General features: G+C 72.1%; 13 protein-coding genes. 7 read left to right on the forward strand and 6 right to left on the reverse strand.

Annotation, left to right across the window (positions count from 1 at the left end):
* The first annotated feature begins 142 nt into the window (after nt 1-142).
* Complete coding sequence (locus GA0070604_RS10890; protein WP_091117843.1) at nt 143-2,107, forward strand: right-handed parallel beta-helix repeat-containing protein; 1,965 nt, start codon at nt 143-145, stop codon at nt 2,105-2,107.
* Between the two features lie 151 nt (nt 2,108-2,258).
* Here GA0070604_RS10890 and GA0070604_RS10895 read toward each other — a convergent pair whose 3' ends face one another.
* Together GA0070604_RS10895 and GA0070604_RS10900 are read right to left on the reverse strand one after the other, a co-directional pair.
* A complete protein-coding gene (locus tag GA0070604_RS10895) occupies nt 2,259-2,396 on the reverse strand; it encodes a hypothetical protein (RefSeq protein ID WP_244161832.1) in 138 nt (45 codons plus the stop codon).
* Nucleotides 2,397-2,443: 47 nt separating this feature from the next.
* On the reverse strand, nt 2,444-3,340 hold the full coding sequence (locus tag GA0070604_RS10900) for a LysR family transcriptional regulator (protein ID WP_141721265.1): 897 nt from the start codon (nt 3,338-3,340) through the stop codon (nt 2,444-2,446).
* 182 nt (nt 3,341-3,522) lie between these two features.
* On the opposite strand from GA0070604_RS10900, the gene GA0070604_RS10905 reads away from it, so the two are divergent.
* Together GA0070604_RS10905 and GA0070604_RS33485 are read left to right on the forward strand one after the other, a co-directional pair.
* Nucleotides 3,523-4,812 (forward strand): amidohydrolase family protein, encoded by a 1,290-nt coding sequence (locus tag GA0070604_RS10905; RefSeq protein WP_091117845.1) that lies wholly within the window; start codon nt 3,523-3,525, stop codon nt 4,810-4,812.
* A gap of 742 nt (nt 4,813-5,554) precedes the next feature.
* Nucleotides 5,555-8,119: a helix-turn-helix domain-containing protein gene (locus GA0070604_RS33485; protein ID WP_244161833.1), complete on the forward strand. Its 2,565-nt coding sequence runs from the start codon at nt 5,555-5,557 to the stop codon at nt 8,117-8,119.
* Nucleotides 8,120-8,169: 50 nt separating this feature from the next.
* On the opposite strand, the gene GA0070604_RS10920 is transcribed toward GA0070604_RS33485, so the two are convergent.
* The 3 genes from GA0070604_RS10920 to GA0070604_RS10930 are packed head-to-tail and all read right to left on the reverse strand — an operon-like array spanning nt 8,170 to nt 10,243.
* Nucleotides 8,170-9,648, reverse strand: coding sequence for a cellulose binding domain-containing protein (locus GA0070604_RS10920; RefSeq protein WP_091117847.1), 1,479 nt, complete (start codon nt 9,646-9,648; stop codon nt 8,170-8,172).
* The gene (locus tag GA0070604_RS10925; protein WP_091117848.1) at nt 9,645-9,998 is read right to left on the reverse strand and encodes a hypothetical protein; all 354 of its coding nucleotides are present in this window, start codon (nt 9,996-9,998) and stop codon (nt 9,645-9,647) included. Before GA0070604_RS10925 ends, GA0070604_RS10920 begins: the two co-directional genes overlap by 4 nt.
* 11 nt (nt 9,999-10,009) lie before the next feature.
* On the reverse strand, nt 10,010-10,243 hold the full coding sequence (locus GA0070604_RS10930; RefSeq protein ID WP_141721266.1) for a hypothetical protein: 234 nt from the start codon (nt 10,241-10,243) through the stop codon (nt 10,010-10,012).
* A 134-nt stretch (nt 10,244-10,377) separates the two neighbouring features.
* On the opposite strand from GA0070604_RS10930, the gene GA0070604_RS32950 reads away from it, so the two are divergent.
* A complete protein-coding gene (locus GA0070604_RS32950; protein WP_208602013.1) occupies nt 10,378-10,614 on the forward strand; it encodes a helix-turn-helix domain-containing protein in 237 nt (78 codons plus the stop codon).
* Nucleotides 10,615-10,808: 194 nt separating this feature from the next.
* On the opposite strand, the gene GA0070604_RS31740 is transcribed toward GA0070604_RS32950, so the two are convergent.
* A complete protein-coding gene (locus tag GA0070604_RS31740; protein WP_141721267.1) occupies nt 10,809-11,024 on the reverse strand; it encodes a hypothetical protein in 216 nt (71 codons plus the stop codon).
* 185 nt (nt 11,025-11,209) lie between these two features.
* Here GA0070604_RS31740 and GA0070604_RS10940 point away from each other — a divergent pair, with 185 nt between their 5' ends.
* The 3 genes from GA0070604_RS10940 to GA0070604_RS10950 are packed head-to-tail and all read left to right on the forward strand — an operon-like array spanning nt 11,210 to nt 14,180.
* Nucleotides 11,210-12,376, forward strand: a complete 1,167-nt coding sequence (locus tag GA0070604_RS10940; protein ID WP_091117850.1) for a sensor histidine kinase — start codon at nt 11,210-11,212, stop codon at nt 12,374-12,376.
* Entirely contained in the window at nt 12,373-13,500 is a 1,128-nt protein-coding gene (locus GA0070604_RS10945) for a hypothetical protein (protein WP_141721268.1), read from the forward strand. The genes GA0070604_RS10940 and GA0070604_RS10945 overlap by 4 nt, the downstream gene beginning before the upstream one ends.
* Nucleotides 13,485-14,180, forward strand: a complete 696-nt coding sequence (locus tag GA0070604_RS10950) for a response regulator transcription factor (protein ID WP_244161834.1) — start codon at nt 13,485-13,487, stop codon at nt 14,178-14,180. Before GA0070604_RS10945 ends, GA0070604_RS10950 begins: the two co-directional genes overlap by 16 nt.
* Nucleotides 14,181-14,207 lie beyond the last annotated feature (27 nt).

Consider the following 14,207-nt stretch of genomic DNA (forward strand, 5'->3'; position numbering starts at 1 on the left):
GCTCAGCATGCGCCCGCCACCGCCGTGCGGAAGTGGCCAGCGCCGGCCCACGCGTCGGGCCCGGCTCAGCCGGAAGCCACGCGCCGGCTCGCAAGCGCCCGTACTATGACCGCCCAGCACCGAACCAGGAAGGATCCGCCCGATGGCATCCGTATTCCATGTGGCGACCGACGGTTCGGATCGCGCCGACGGCTGCGCCGAGCGGCCATTCCGGACGATCAATCGGGCGGCCGGCGTCGCGCAGCCCGGTGACACCGTGGTGGTGCACGCGGGGGAGTACCGCGAGTGGGTGAAGCCACGCTATGGCGGCCTCAGCGACTCCCGCCGCATCACTTACGAGTCGGCGGCTGGCGAGCATGTTGTGATCAAGGGATCGGAACGCATAACAGGTTGGGAGCCACTCGGCGGGACGGTATGGAAGGCAGTTGTCGACAACTCGCTGTTCGGCTCGTTCAACCCGTTCGTGCAGGAGGTGGCCGGCGACTGGATCGTCTACCGGAAGGGCGCGCCACGCACGCACCTCGGCGACGTCTACCTGAACGGGGTGAGTTTCTACGAGGTGGCAACCCGGGCGGAGGTCGACGATCCGCCACGGCGCACCGAGGTCGTCGACGACTGGACCAGGGTGACCCATCCGGTCCGCAATCCCGACCAGACGCAGCTCGTCTGGTATGCCGAGGTCGGTGAGCAGACGACGATCTGGGCCAACTTCCAGGGCGCCGACCCGAACACGGAGCTGGTCGAAATCAACGTACGCCGCTGCGTCTTCTACCCGGAACAGCCACACCTGGACTACATCACGGTCCGCGGATTCGAGCTGGCGCACGCGGCCAGCCCGTGGGCACCACCGACCGCCGATCAGCCGGGCCTGATCGGGCCCAACTGGGCAAAGGGGTGGGTCATCGAGGACAACGTGATCCATGACGCCAAGTGCTCGGCGATCTCGATCGGGAAGGAAAGCTCGACCGGGCAGAACCACTCGGCGCTGCGCGGGGACAAGCCGGGCTACCAGTACCAGTTGGAGTCGGTCTTCGCGGCCCGCCAGATCGGGTGGGACCGCGAGCACATCGGGTCGCACGTGATCCGCCGCAACACGATCTACGACTGCGGCCAGAACGCGATCGTGGGTCACCTCGGATGTGCGTTCTCCACGATCGAGGACAACCACATCTACGACATCGGCGTGAAGCGCGAGTTCTACGGGTACGAGATCGCCGGCATCAAGCTGCACGCGGCCATCGACGTGCTGATCCGGCACAACCGGATCCATGGCTGCTCGCTCGGGACGTGGCTGGACTGGCAGGCACAGGGCACTCGGCTGTCGCGCAACGTCTACTACCACAACAGCCGGGACCTCTTCGTCGAGGTCAGCCACGGCCCCTACCTGGTGGAGCACAACGTCTTCGGCTCGCCCGCGGCGCTGGAGCTGTTCAGCCAGGGAGGTGCCTTCGTCAACAACCTGATCTGTGGCACGCTGCGGCTGGAGCCGGTGCTGGACCGCGCTACGCCGTATCACCGGCCGCACAGCACCCAAGTCGCCGGGTACGCGGTGATCTACGGTGGCGATGACAGGTACGTGGGGAACCTCTTCCTGGGCGGCGACCCGAGCGCAGCCTACGCGACGGGCGCGGAGGGCGAGGGGCCACCGTTGGGCGGCACCGCCGGATACGACGGCCATCCAGCATCGTTCGACGAGTACCTGGCCCGCCTCGACGACCAGCCACCCAGCGACCAGCAGAAGTACCTCGACGTGAAACAACCGGTGTACGCCCGCGCAAACGCCTACGCCGCGGGGGCCCGGCCGTTCGAGGGTGAACGTGAACCACGGGTATTGGGCGCCGCGACAGCGATCGTTGTCGACGAGGGTGACGCGGTCTGGCTCATCACCGATCTCCCCGAAGCGTTCGACGAGGCTCGCATCGGTGTGGTCACCGGCCGGGATCTGGAACGGGTCCGTTGCGCCGACGCGGAGTTCGAGGAGGCAGGCGGCGGCCCTGCCGTCATGGACATCGATCTCACGGGCGAACCCAGGCAACCTGGACGAGATGGCGCAGTCGGCCCGATCGCGGGCCTTCCGTCCGGGACGAGCCGAACGCGCATCTTCTGATGACAGACCCGTCCGGGGCGGTCCTGACTGTCCTGGCCAACGGGTAAGCGTGTGGGGCTGGTGCGGCGGGCTCGGTGCGAGGCCGGGTCCGCCGCACCGCGGTGCCGGCCGAGCGAGGCCGACAACGACCTTTGGATTCACGGCCGTACCGTCACGGCGCCGATTGTGGGGCCGCGGCCGGCCCGCGCTTGGCCCGCTGGATCTGCTCGTAGACGTGGGTCCGCAGTTCGGTGAACCGGGGCAAGACACGGGTGGTGAGCTGATCGCGCTCGTGCGGGAGGTCGATCACGAGGTCCTCCTGCCTATCTGCTGGCAACCACGAACGGTAGTTGCAGGTCAACTACCGTTCGATGCCTGCTTGGTTGCTGTGCTGGTCCGTGCAGCGGCGAGCAGGCTCAGCGCGGAGGCACGGGGTGCGGGGTCGGGTAGTGCGAGTGCGGCGGGGACGCGGAACGGTGGGTCTGGCTGGACGAGGGCGACGGCGGTGGAGTCTTGCGAGACGGCGCCGGCGGGGAGCAGTGTCCAGCACCTTCCAGAGGCAATGGGCCCGGCAAAGAGGTCTTGGACTCGGGTCAGAGCCGGCCCCACGCGGGGGGTGAAACCGGCCGCTTGACAGGCGGCCGTGACCAGGTCGTAGACGCCGGGGTTATCTGCGCGGGCGGGTCGGGCCAGGGGGAGTTCAGCGAGCGTGGCGAGGTTGCTGGCGATGCGGGCGTATGCGGCGGGGACGGCCAGGACGAGCGGCTCGTCCCAGAGGTGATGAACCCGCACGCCCGGGGTGTCCGGTGGCGCTGTCACGAATGCGGCATCGAGGTCGTCAGCGGCGAGGGCGGCGAGCTGACCGGTCGTTGAGGCGGAGCTTGTCACCTGGAGCGTGATGCCGGGTTGGGCGTTGCGGACAGATGCAAGAGCAGCTTCGATACGCGGGTTGAACACGACGCTGCTGCCGATGCGCAGTAAGCCGGTGTTACCGGCGGCGATGTCGACGGCGGCAGCGGCGGCACGATCGATGCCGCGTAGCGCGCGGCGCGCGTGGGCGAGGAATGCCTGGCCGTCCGGGGTGAGCCGGGCCCGACGGTGGGACCGGTCGAACAAGGTCAGTCCGAGTTCGCGTTCCAGCTGCGCGACCTGCTTGCTTACCGCTGATTGCACGATGTGCAGGGACTCCGCGGCCCGGCCAAAGTGTTCACACTCGGCGACGGCGACGAAATAGCGCAGCTGCCGGACCTCCATCGCCACTGCCCTCCTCGCGTCAATCGATTCCTTTTGGTGATTGTTTCATGGCTGGGTTGCTCGTTGATCGGTCCTGGTGGGACCGGCAGGCTTTCCGCTAGCGAGGTCGAGGACCTCCGGGGGCCCTCACGTTGGGTGAACCTCTTCTGTCCGGGTTGTCAGGATCCCTTGGGGAGGACGTCGTGGCTGCGGCAACAACGATTGTGAACGCGAAGGTATTCGACGGGACGAGGTCGCAGGACTGGACTTCGGTCCGGTTCGCTGACGGGCTGATCACCGAGTGCTCGGCGGCCTCGGCCGCCCGGGAAGGCGACGAAGTGATCGACGCGGGTGGCGGGACTGTGCTTCCCGGTCTGATCGACGCGCACGTGCACCTCGTTCCCGGCGCCCTCGAGCAGTCGTTGACCTTCGGCGTTACCACCGTTCTCGACATGTTCAGCAAACCCGACCTGGTGGCCAGGGCCAAGGAGCAGGCCGGCTCCCGTCCGGACGTGGCCGATGTGCGTTCCTCGGGTGTCGGTGCCACCGCGCCCGGCGGGCACCCGTCGATAATGTATGCCCCGTTCCCCACGTTGACCGCCGCCGGCCAGGCTGAGCAGTTCGTGGCGGAACGGATTGCGGAGGGATCGGACTATCTAAAGATCTTTTCCGGTACCGGGAGTCTCTGGCCGTCGCTGGACTCCGAAACCATCAAAGCACTGGGCACTGCCGCGCACGCCCGCGGCTTGGTCGTCGTCGCGCACGTGAGCTCGACGGCCGGTGTCGAGGAGGTCGTGTCCCCCGGTGTCGACGTGATGGCCCACGTCCCCGCGGACGCCGAGCTGGACAAGGCCCTGGCCCGACGCATCGCCGAGGCCGGAATCGTGGTCGGTCCGACGCTGGCCACCATCGAGAACACCCTCGGTGAACCGGGTGGCGCAGCAGTGGCAGGAGACCCGCGGCTCGCTGAGGCCCTCGGGGACGCCTGGACCCGCCGGTTGACCTCGGGTGCCTCAGGATTTCGTAACCGGGCAATGCCGCCCTACTCACGGGCCGAGGACAACGTGCGGCGACTGACCGAGGCGGGGGTCACGCTGCTGGCGGGCACCGACGCCCCGAACCCGGGGACCGTGTTCGGAGCAAGCCTGCACCGGGAGCTGGAACTCCTTGTCCGGTGCGGCATCAGCCCGGCACAGGCCCTGGCCGCTGCCACAACCGAACCGGCACGAGTGTTCGGCCTCGCCGACCGAGGACGGGTCGCGGCCGGGCAGCGCGCGGACCTGGTCCTCGTATCCGGTAACCCGTTGACGGACATCACAGCAACACGCGCGATTGAGCGGATATGGCGCGCGGGCACAGCCTGCGATCGACGCGCCTTCGTCGCGAGCGCTGCCGAAGCCGAGCAACTCGACGCTTTCGACGCCCGGGTCGCCGAGGCCGTAGCAGCCGTGCGCGAACGCCGGTCCAACTTCGATCCGAGGAAAGCCCCCTGAACGCGGGTCCCGTAGCTCATGGAACGCTCCAGGGCGAGGATCTCGGTAGCCATCTGCTCGACCACCACGGTGGCGGCGCGTTGGCCGGGCGGCGTGACGGTCTGCTGCCGGGCAGCCGCGACGAGGGCTTCGGCTACCTGCAGGGCGTTCTTGACATGGCTGCGGCGGAGCAGGGCGGTGATCCGGTCGACGTCGGCGTGCCGGATCGCGGCCGGCGTCTGCCAGCACGCCAGCACGATCATGGGCCGCCGCGCCGGGGGCCAAATGAGGCGCTCGCGGGAAGCGGCCCACGTCCGTGGCCGGGTACCAGAGGCTGATCATCAGCTCGCGGTGGGCCGGGGTGGCCGTCCACGGGTCGGCACGGGAGCGGTCGATCGGGTGCGGGTTGACCGTACCCACCGGATACGGCACGGTCGGTGCCGGCAGTGACAGCCGAGCCGGCCCATCAGCTTCCGGCTGGGCCTGCGGTGCGACGCTGCGGGACTCACGAGGGTGCCGCGGACGCGACCGTGACGCGGCCGACAACAGCTTTCACCCACATTCGCACCGGGGATAACCCCCGTAGCCAGCAACGCCCTCGGTGCCTCTCGTCACGCCGTGACGCGTCCGTCTGCCGGGCGACAGGGCACGTCACGGCGGTCCTGTGGTCAGGCTCACCCCGTGCCGGCCCTGCCGGCCGGCAGCGCTCGGTGCGATCATCGATGCGCTACGTGACCGCGGACGTCTGGTGCATGGGGGGAACGTGCCCGTCGACAGTGGCTTCGGCGCCCTGCTGCGCGCCCTGCGTCGCGGCCGAGGGCTCACCCAGGAGATGCTCGCCGAGGCGTCCGGCTCCAGCGTGCGCGGCATCCGGGAGATGGAGAACGGCCGGGTCCGCAGTCCACAGCGGCGCACCCTGGCCCTGCTCGCCGACGCCCTGGACCTCGACGCCGCCGACCGGCGGCGCTTCCTCGACCTGGCCCGTCCCGCCGCGCCGGTCCCGTGCGGCGGCGAGCCGGCCGGGCGGATGGCCGGCCCCGCGGTGCCCGACCCGGCGATGACCGGGTGCCCGCAGGCGGAGGCGTCCGAGGCGGCGGTGACCGGGCGGGTCCCGGAGCAGGCGCGCGGTGTGGTGACCGGCGAGCGGGCATCCGGGCCGGTCGGCGTGGGCAGCACCGCACCCGGGCCGGCCGGCGACGCCGTCCGATGCGAACCGTCCGGCCCGCCCGTGCCGGCGGAGCTGCCCGCGCCGGTGCCGGACCTGACTGGCCGTACCGCCGAACTCGCGGCGCTGGCGCACCTGGCGGCGGGCACGTCGGCCGGGCCGGACGACGCCGGGCCCCGGGTGGCCGTCCTGCACGGTCCGGCGGGTACCGGCAAGACCAGCCTCGCCGTGACCGCCGGGCACCGGGCGCGTGCCGCGTTTCCCGACGGCCAGCTCTACGTGGACCTCGCCGCCACCGGATCGGGTCGGGGCGAGCCGGGCGACGCGCTCGCCGGGCTGCTGCGCTCGCTCGGTGTGCCCGAGGACCGGATCCCCGCCGAACCGGGGCAGCGCGGCAAGCTGTTCCGGACCCTCACCCGGGACCGCCGGCTCCTCCTGGTGGTGGACGCCGCCGCCGACGAGGCGCAGGTGCGACCGCTGCTGCCCGCCGGCCCGCGCTGCCTCGTGCTGGTCACCGCCCGCCAGCCGCTGGCCGGGCTGGCCGCCGCGCGGGTGCCGCTCGGGCTGCTCGAGCCCGCCTCCGCGCGGGCGCTGATCGGCGCCATCGTGGACGCCCGCCGGGTGGCCGCGGACCCGGCCGGCGTCGACCAGCTCGCGGCGCTCTGCGGTTACCTGCCGCTGGCCCTGCGGATCGCCGGCAACCGGCTGGCGACCCGCCCCGACTGGCCCGTGCGGCACCTGGTGGACCAGCTGCGCGACCAGCGCCGCCGGCTGGCCACCCTGACCGCCGGCGACCTGGGGGTACGCGCCGCCTTCGAGGTCTCGTACCGGCAGCTCTGCCCGGCGACGGCGGCCGTGTTCCGGCGGGCCTCGCTCATCCCCGGCGTCGACTTTGACGCCGAACTGGTCGCGGCGGTGGCCGGCACCGACCACGCTGCGGCCCTGCCGGCCGTCGAGGAACTCGTCGACGCGGGCCTGCTGTCGTCGTGCGGCGACCGCTACCAGTTCCACGACCTGGTCCGCCTCTTCGCCCAGGAGCGCCTCGACGCCGACGAGACCGCGTCGCAGCGGCGCGCCGCGCACGACCGCATGCTCACCTGGCTGCTCGACCGGGCAGTCGGGGCCGCCGCCACCTTCGACCCGACCGGTCGGGGCACCGCCACCCCGTTCGCGGGGCACCGGGCCGCCGCCGGCTGGCTGGACCGCGAGTCCGCGCACTGGCTCGCCGCGCTGCGCGAGGCGGCCCGCCAGGGCCGGCACGCCGACGTCGTACGCGTCGCGAAGGCGTTGCACTGGTATTCCGACGTCGCCACCCACCGGCACCGCTGGGACGAGATCTTCTCGCTCGGGGTGACGGCGGCGCAGGAGCTGCGCAGCCAGCGCGACGAGGTGGTGCTGCTCAACTTCCTCGGCTGGGCCCGGTACTTCTGCCGGGACCGGCACGCCGAGGCGCTGGCCGCCCTCGACCGCGCCCTCGACCTTGCCGAGCGGTTGGGCGACGCGCGCGAGCAGGCGTGGGCGCTGACCTACCGCGCCGCCATCGCCGTGCGCACCGGACGGGCCGACACCGCGGTGCCGGCCGCACGGCGGGCCGTGGCGCTGTTCCGTCGGGTCGGCTACGAACTCGGCGCGTGGTGCGCCACCAACGTGCAGGGCAGCGCCCTGGCGGCTACCGGCCGGTACGCCGAGGCGACCGAACTGCACCGGGCCGCCCTCGCCTTCTACCGCGGCGACACCGGTCTCAGCGGCACCGGGGCGCTCGTCGGGCAGGCGAGTACGACGATGAGTCTCGCCGCGGCGCTGGCCGGGCTGGGCCGGCTCGGGGAGGCCGTCGCCGAGTACGGCCACGCCGGGGTGATGTTCCGGCGGGCCGGTGCGCCGTTCGGCGAGGCGCTCGCCGCGTACCGGCACGGGCTGGCGCTGTCGGAGCTGGGTGAGCCGGCGGCGGCGCGCGGCGAGCTGCGCCGCGCCCAGCGGTTGTTCGCCGCCGTCGCTAGCCCCTGGTGGGAGGCGCAGGCGCTGGCGGCGCTCGCCTCCGTGGCACCGGCCGGGACCGCGGACGCCCGGCTGCTGCGCCGCCGGGCGCTGGATCGCTGCGGCGAGCTGGACGCGCCCGAGGTGCGGGGCCTGCGCGCCCGGCTGCGCCGCGAACTGGCGGAGTGACCGGTGGGCCCGACGCCGCGGCGTCGGGCCCACCGGTCCGGTCGGACGGGTCAGGAGCAGGTGTCGCCGTCGAGCTGGAACGACGCGGGAATGGTGGCCGGGCCGTCGGCGGTGAAGCCGACGCTCACCGAGCCGCCTGCCGGCAGCGACGCGTTCCACGCGTCGTTGCTCACCCGAACGGCGGAACCGGTCTGGTTGAACACGCCACCCCAGTGGCCCTGGACGAGCTGGCCGCCGTCGAAGGTCCAGCTGAGGTTCCAGCCGGTCCGGGCCGGGCCGTCGTTGTAGATCGTCACCGCGGCGGCGAATCCCGTCGCCCACGAGTCGGTGACCACGTACGAGACGCGGCAGGTGCTGGTCTGCGCGCCGGTCACCGGCACGAGGTCGCCGAAGTCGTCGCGGGCGGTGGCGAAGTCCTGGAAGCCGAAGCCGGGACCGGCCGAGCGGGTCGTCGTGCCGGCGGCGAGGATCGTCCCGTCGGCGTTGACCGCGTATACGGGCCCGCCGCTGTCGCCGCTGCGGGCCGAGTCCTCCCCGTCGAGCTGGGTCGCCTCGACCAGGTCCTCACGGTCGTCGTAGTGGAACTCCACCCGCAGGTTACAGATCGGCCGCCCGATCGCCCACGCCGACGTCGCCCCCGACTGGCAGAGGAGCTGACCGGGGAAGACCTCCGTCCAGCCGGTCACCCGGGCGCGCACCGTGTCGTGCGAACCGCCCACGTAGACGTGACCGCCGGGTGAGGGAGTGCTGATCAGCATGGTGTCGTGGTCGGCGTTCTTGTGGGTCTGCGTACCGATCGGCTCGCCGGCCCCGTCGGTCCACTGTGCGCCGATATCGCCGCAGTGCCCCGCGCTGAGCAGGTAGCCGGCCGAGGAGGCGGCGTCGCGTACGCCGAAGCCGGTGCTGCATCCCGCGCCCGCCCAGATCCGGGCGCCGCCGCTCCACGGCGCGCTGTCGTCCTCGCGGGAGCGCGGCGTCAGCTCCTCGGCACGTACGACGGTGGTGCGGACGCCGGTGCCGGGCAGCTTCGGCGGCGTGGCGCCGGGCTCGACCGCCACCTCCACCCCGCTGCCGTCGGCCCGCAGCCGCACCCCGTGCACCGCGTTGTGGCGGTCGGCGACGGGCGCGAGCCGGGCCGCCGCGGCCGCCAGCTCGCCGCGCGAGTAGCGGGCGGCGGTCACCTCGACCGGCGCGATCCGGCGGGCGGTGGCCACGGCGGCGGCCACGTCGGACGGCAGGCTGCCCTTCCACCACAGCACGACGTGGTCGCCGACCAGGCCGATGCCGGCGAACCCCGGACGCGTGGTGGCGCCCACCGCCGCCTTGATGCCGGTGGCGGCGTCGACCAGCGGGGCCTGCGCCAGCATCGCGTCGCGGGTGTCGGCGGGGATCAGGTCCAGCACCGTGGCGTCCCGGTCGGACGCCGCCGGCGGCGCGGCGACGCCGCCGGCCGGCACGGCCAGTGCGACGCTCGCCGCGAGCAGCCCCGCGGCCGTGGCCCGGGACAGGGTCTTCCAGGTCTGTGTCATGACCGCAAGCCAACCGGCGGCGAACCGGTGGCGACAGGCAGGACGCCCGGCAGGACCGCTCCTGCCGGGCGTCCTGCCGGGCGTCCTGCCGGGCCCGCACACCGGGTGCCCGGCCGCCGGGGGCAACAGCCGCAGATGCCGTACCTGGTGAGGTTCCAGGTGCCGGCGGGGCCGTCGGCGTCCTCGTTGGCCCAGATCCGCAGGGTGTCACCCGTGGTGATGTTGAGGCCGGTGAGCAGCACCTGCCCGATGCCGGCGTTGATGTCCGCGCCAGCGCCGTAGAGCCACTTGCCAGCCGGGCAGGAGCCGATCCGGTTCGCCTGCGGGTTGCTGACGCTCGTTCCGGTCACCGCGATCCGCTTCAGTCCCGCCGGGGCATGGCGCAGAGCGCGAAGGAGGTGGCGTTCCAGCCGGCCGGGGCGGTGCTCTGCACCGCGACCGCCCGGACCGTCACCGAGGCCAGGTCGAACGACGGCACCACCTGGTCGAGCACGACGTCACCGGCACCGCCGTTGATCCGCCCGCCCACGCCGACGACCTTCTTCGTCCCGCAGCTCGCCGTGACCAACACCAGGTACCTGTCCGTATTCCTCACCTGCGCGCTCGACAAGGTCGACGGGACCTACGACTACCGCTCCTACCTCGTCCTGAGATCGCCGGGCGGCTTCGGGTGTCGCACAACGCGGTGTACGTCTGGCGACGGCGGTGGCTGGCCAGGGTGCGGCCGGTTTGGCCTCGAAAGGCCCGTCGGGTAGTGGTTGCCGGCTATCCGACGCCCAGCTCGATGCCCTCGCGGCTGCGCTTGAGGAGGGCCCCGCCGCGCACGGCTGGGTCGAAGACCAGCGTTGGACCCTGGCCCGGGTGGCGGAGCTGATCGCCCGGCTGTTCCGGCTGCGATACACGCTGCGCGGGGTGTCGTTGTTGTTGCATTGCGTCGGCTTCAGCCCGCAGGCGCGCAAACATTGACCGGGCAGCGGTTGCGGCGAATCATTCGTAGATCAGTTCGACGGATCGGCCAGCCGTTCGGGACTACGGCCGCACGGGACCCGGGAATCGGCGTCGGTGACTATCTGGCGTCCGGGGGCAATTGGCCGTGCGGGCTGACGAAAGAGCTGGCAGAGGGCTGGCGGCCGGGTATTCCCGTACCCGGCCGCTCCCGGTCACGAGCCACGGATGACCCGTGCGGCCTCGTCCCCGATGACGCCTGCGGCGGCGCTGCCGGCCGCCCACTTGGCCGCCTTCCAGACCCCCTTGCCGACGACCTTGGCCGCCTGCTCTGCGGCTTCAGGGTCCTCCCGGACAGCCGCCGAGACGCCACGAATCGCCATACGGATCAGACCTACTGCCAGTCCCGTTGCGATAATCAACTCTCTCACCTCCTTCGCCGACCGTGGACCCGCCCGACCCGATGCGCCGGCCGTACCACGTCCGCCCGGGCTACCGATCTGGACGACGGTCGGTGAGGCCAGTAGAGCAGCGGGCCATCCGCACCACCTGACGGCACTTCGGATGTCATACGTTCGGCGGTCGCTCACGTCCAGCGCGCGTGGTGCCATGAAATATGTCCACAAGCGAGTCCGCCGGGCCGGTGAGCGACTCGGCTCGGATGCTGCCCGCGAACGACGCGTTGGACCGGGTCACCGCGCTCTGTGGCGCGGCGATGCGCACCACCGTCGCGGTCGTCGGCGGCACCGCCGCCCTGGTGGGCATCGTGCCGCCGGTCCGCGCGTGGCCCGTGGTCGTCGCCGTGGCGGTGAGCATCGGCTGGTCGGCGGTGTTCGCCTGGATCGCGCTGGACACCGGCCTGCGCGGCTGGCTGATGGCCGTGGACCTCGCCGTCACCTCCGTGTTCTGCCTGGCTCAGGGGAGGCTGGTCGCCGAACCGATCCTGCCCGGCGGGGTGAGCTGGATCGCGGGCCTGGCCACCATGAGCATCGTGATCGCGAATTTCGCCTGGCGGCCGCACGTCGCGGTACCGGCCGGGCTCGTGATCGTCATCGCGCACCTTGTCGGCGCGCGGTGGGGCGGTGCGGCCGACGGAGGGCTGGTGCCCGCCGGCATCCAGGTGGTGCAGGTGGCCGCCACGGCGGCGCTGATGACCGTGCTACGGCGGGCCGCCCGTGCCGCCGACGAGACGCTGGCCGCCGCCCGGGCCGCCCAACAGGCCGCCGAAGCGGAACGGGTCCGGCGGGCTGACGAACGGGAACAGAACCGGCGCATGCACGATACGGTGCTAGCTACCCTGGTCACCATCGGTGCCGGCGGCGTACCGGCTGGTTCCGCCATGCTCCGGGAGCGAGCCGCCAGGGAACTGGCCCTACTCGGGCAGGTCGGCCAGGCGCCGCGCGTCGACGAGACGGTGTCGCTCGACGCCCATCTGCGTGCGGCCGGCGCTTCCACCGGTCTGCCGATCAACTGGCGACTGGCAGCGTGCCCAGCGCCAGCACCGGTTGCCGCTGCATTCACCGGCGCCACGGTCGAGGCGCTCGCCAACGTCGCCCGACACGCGCGCGGCGGCCGGGTCGAGGTCCGGTTGACCGCCGTCGACGGCCGGATTCGGGTCGAGATCACCGACGACGGTCCGGGTTTCGACGCGGGACAGGTGCCGGGCCACCGGTACGGCATCCGGGAGGCGATCGTCGGCCGGATGCGCTCGGTGGACGGCGATGCCGAGGTCAGTTCCGACGTGGGCCATAAGACGACTGTGCTGCTGCGATGGCCGCGATGAGCACCGACGCCAGGACCGCCGACGCAACGGCCACCGGTGTGACGGCGCAGGTGGCGGCCAGGTATGCCCGCGGGGCCACCATCGCCGCGGTCGTGATCGCCGGCTGCTGGCACCTCGGGTTCGACCTGCCGTCGGCCATCATCAACTGGACGGTGTACCGGTGGCCCTGGCTGGTGGCCGGCGTCTGGCTGGTGTACGTCGTCATCGGTGCTGTCGGCGCGGTGCTGCTGCTCACCGGGGCGACGCGGCGACGGGCCGCGCGGCTGCTCGCCGTCGCTGCGGTGGGCGTCGCCGCGGCACTGCTCGCCGCATGTCCTCCTGGGACGCTGGACACCCCCGCAAACTGGGCCACCGGCTCGGTGGGCTGGCTGGCCGTGATCGTGTTGTGGCGCCGACCGTTGGCCGAACTGCTGGTGTTCCTCGCGGCGAACGCGTTGCTGATGCTCGGGGTGATGATCGTCGCGGACGCGCTCGACCGGATCTCCTTCGCGCGGTACGTGATGGTGATCCTGGGCAGCCTGACCTTGCAACTGGGCTACAGCATCAGCACCCATGGCTTCGACACAGCCGCCCGGTGGGCCGCCGAGAACTCGGCCCGGCGGGCCGAGGCGATGGCTCGGCGGACCGCGATCGAGGTGGTGGCGCTGGCCCGGGCCGAACGGTTCCAGACGCTGCGGCGCGCCACCGCGCCGATCCTCGCCGAACTGGCCGCCGGGGCGGATCCCGCCGAGCCGGGGATGCGGCACCGCTGCGCGGTGGGGGCGGCCCGGCTGCGCCGCCTGATCGCGGAGACCGACGACAACCCCGAGCCGCTGCTGCATGAGGTACGTGCCTGCGCCGACGTCGCCGAGCGGCGGGGGGTCATGGTCTCGCTCAACGCGGTGGGCGTACTGCCCGTACCGCCGGTGGCCGTGCGCCGGGCCCTGACGGAGGCGCCGATCGAGGTGCTCAGCGGTGCCCGGACGTACGCCCGGGTGACGGTCGTGGGCACCGACGCTGGCGTGGTCCTCAGCGTCATCGCCGACGCCCCGGATGTTGCGGTGCATCCGCACTCTGAGGTCGCCATCGACCAGCACCGAGAGAATGGACGCATATGGATCGAAACGCGATGGCCCGCCGAGTGACCGTCGCGGTCGTGGAGGACCAGCCCGTTGCGGTACAAGGCATCCGATCGTGGATCGAGCAGGATCCGCTGCGGCGGGCGGAGGTGATCGCCAGCGGGCCCACCATCGCCTCGGTCCTCGACGGACCCGGCTGCCACGCCGACGTGCTGCTGCTGGACCTCGAGCTCAACGGCGTGCTCGTGACCGACCAGGTCGCTGACCTCTGCGCCGACGGGCGGCGGGTCATCGTCTACTCCAACCACGACGACCCGAAGACCATCATGACCGTCACCGAGGCGGGCGCGGCCAACTTCATCGCCAAGCACGAAAGCGGCGAGCACTGCGTCGAGACGATCATCGCGGTGGCCACCGACCGCCCGTACGTCACGCCGTCCGTGGCCGGGGCGATGCTGGCCGAGGAGGCGGTCCAGCGGCCGCAGCTGTCGACACGCGAACGGACGGCGCTGCTGCTGTGGTTCCAGTCGATGTCGAAATCCTCCGTGGCCAGCCGGATGGGGCTCAGCGAGGCGACCGTGCGGCAGTACATCGACCGGGCCCGGATCAAGTTCGCGAAGGTCGGGCGGCCGGCACCGACCAAAACGGCGCTGCTGGCCAGGGCGATCGAGGACGGCCTGATCCGGGCCGACGAGGTCGGTGACTACCAGTCGCGGGCGTCGAGCCCGCCGCCCGCTGGGCGCTGAGCGGCCTACCCCGGGGGAGGCGCAAGG

It is taken from the genome of Micromonospora eburnea (assembly GCF_900090225.1).
GTDB classification, from domain to species: Bacteria; Actinomycetota; Actinomycetes; order Mycobacteriales; family Micromonosporaceae; genus Micromonospora; species Micromonospora eburnea.

Excerpts from the sequence above, each read along its gene's own strand:
- GA0070604_RS10890 (WP_091117843.1), top strand. The coding sequence starts at position 143 with ATGGCATCCGTATTCCATGTGGCGACCGACGGTTCGGATCGCGCCGAC.
- GA0070604_RS10900 (WP_141721265.1), bottom strand. The coding sequence starts at position 3,340 with ATGGAGGTCCGGCAGCTGCGCTATTTCGTCGCCGTCGCCGAGTGTGAA.
- GA0070604_RS10920 (WP_091117847.1), bottom strand. The coding sequence starts at position 9,648 with ATGACACAGACCTGGAAGACCCTGTCCCGGGCCACGGCCGCGGGGCTG.
- GA0070604_RS10940 (WP_091117850.1), top strand. The coding sequence starts at position 11,210 with ATGTCCACAAGCGAGTCCGCCGGGCCGGTGAGCGACTCGGCTCGGATG.
- GA0070604_RS10945 (WP_141721268.1), top strand. The coding sequence starts at position 12,373 with ATGAGCACCGACGCCAGGACCGCCGACGCAACGGCCACCGGTGTGACG.
- GA0070604_RS10950 (WP_244161834.1), top strand. The coding sequence starts at position 13,485 with ATGGCCCGCCGAGTGACCGTCGCGGTCGTGGAGGACCAGCCCGTTGCG.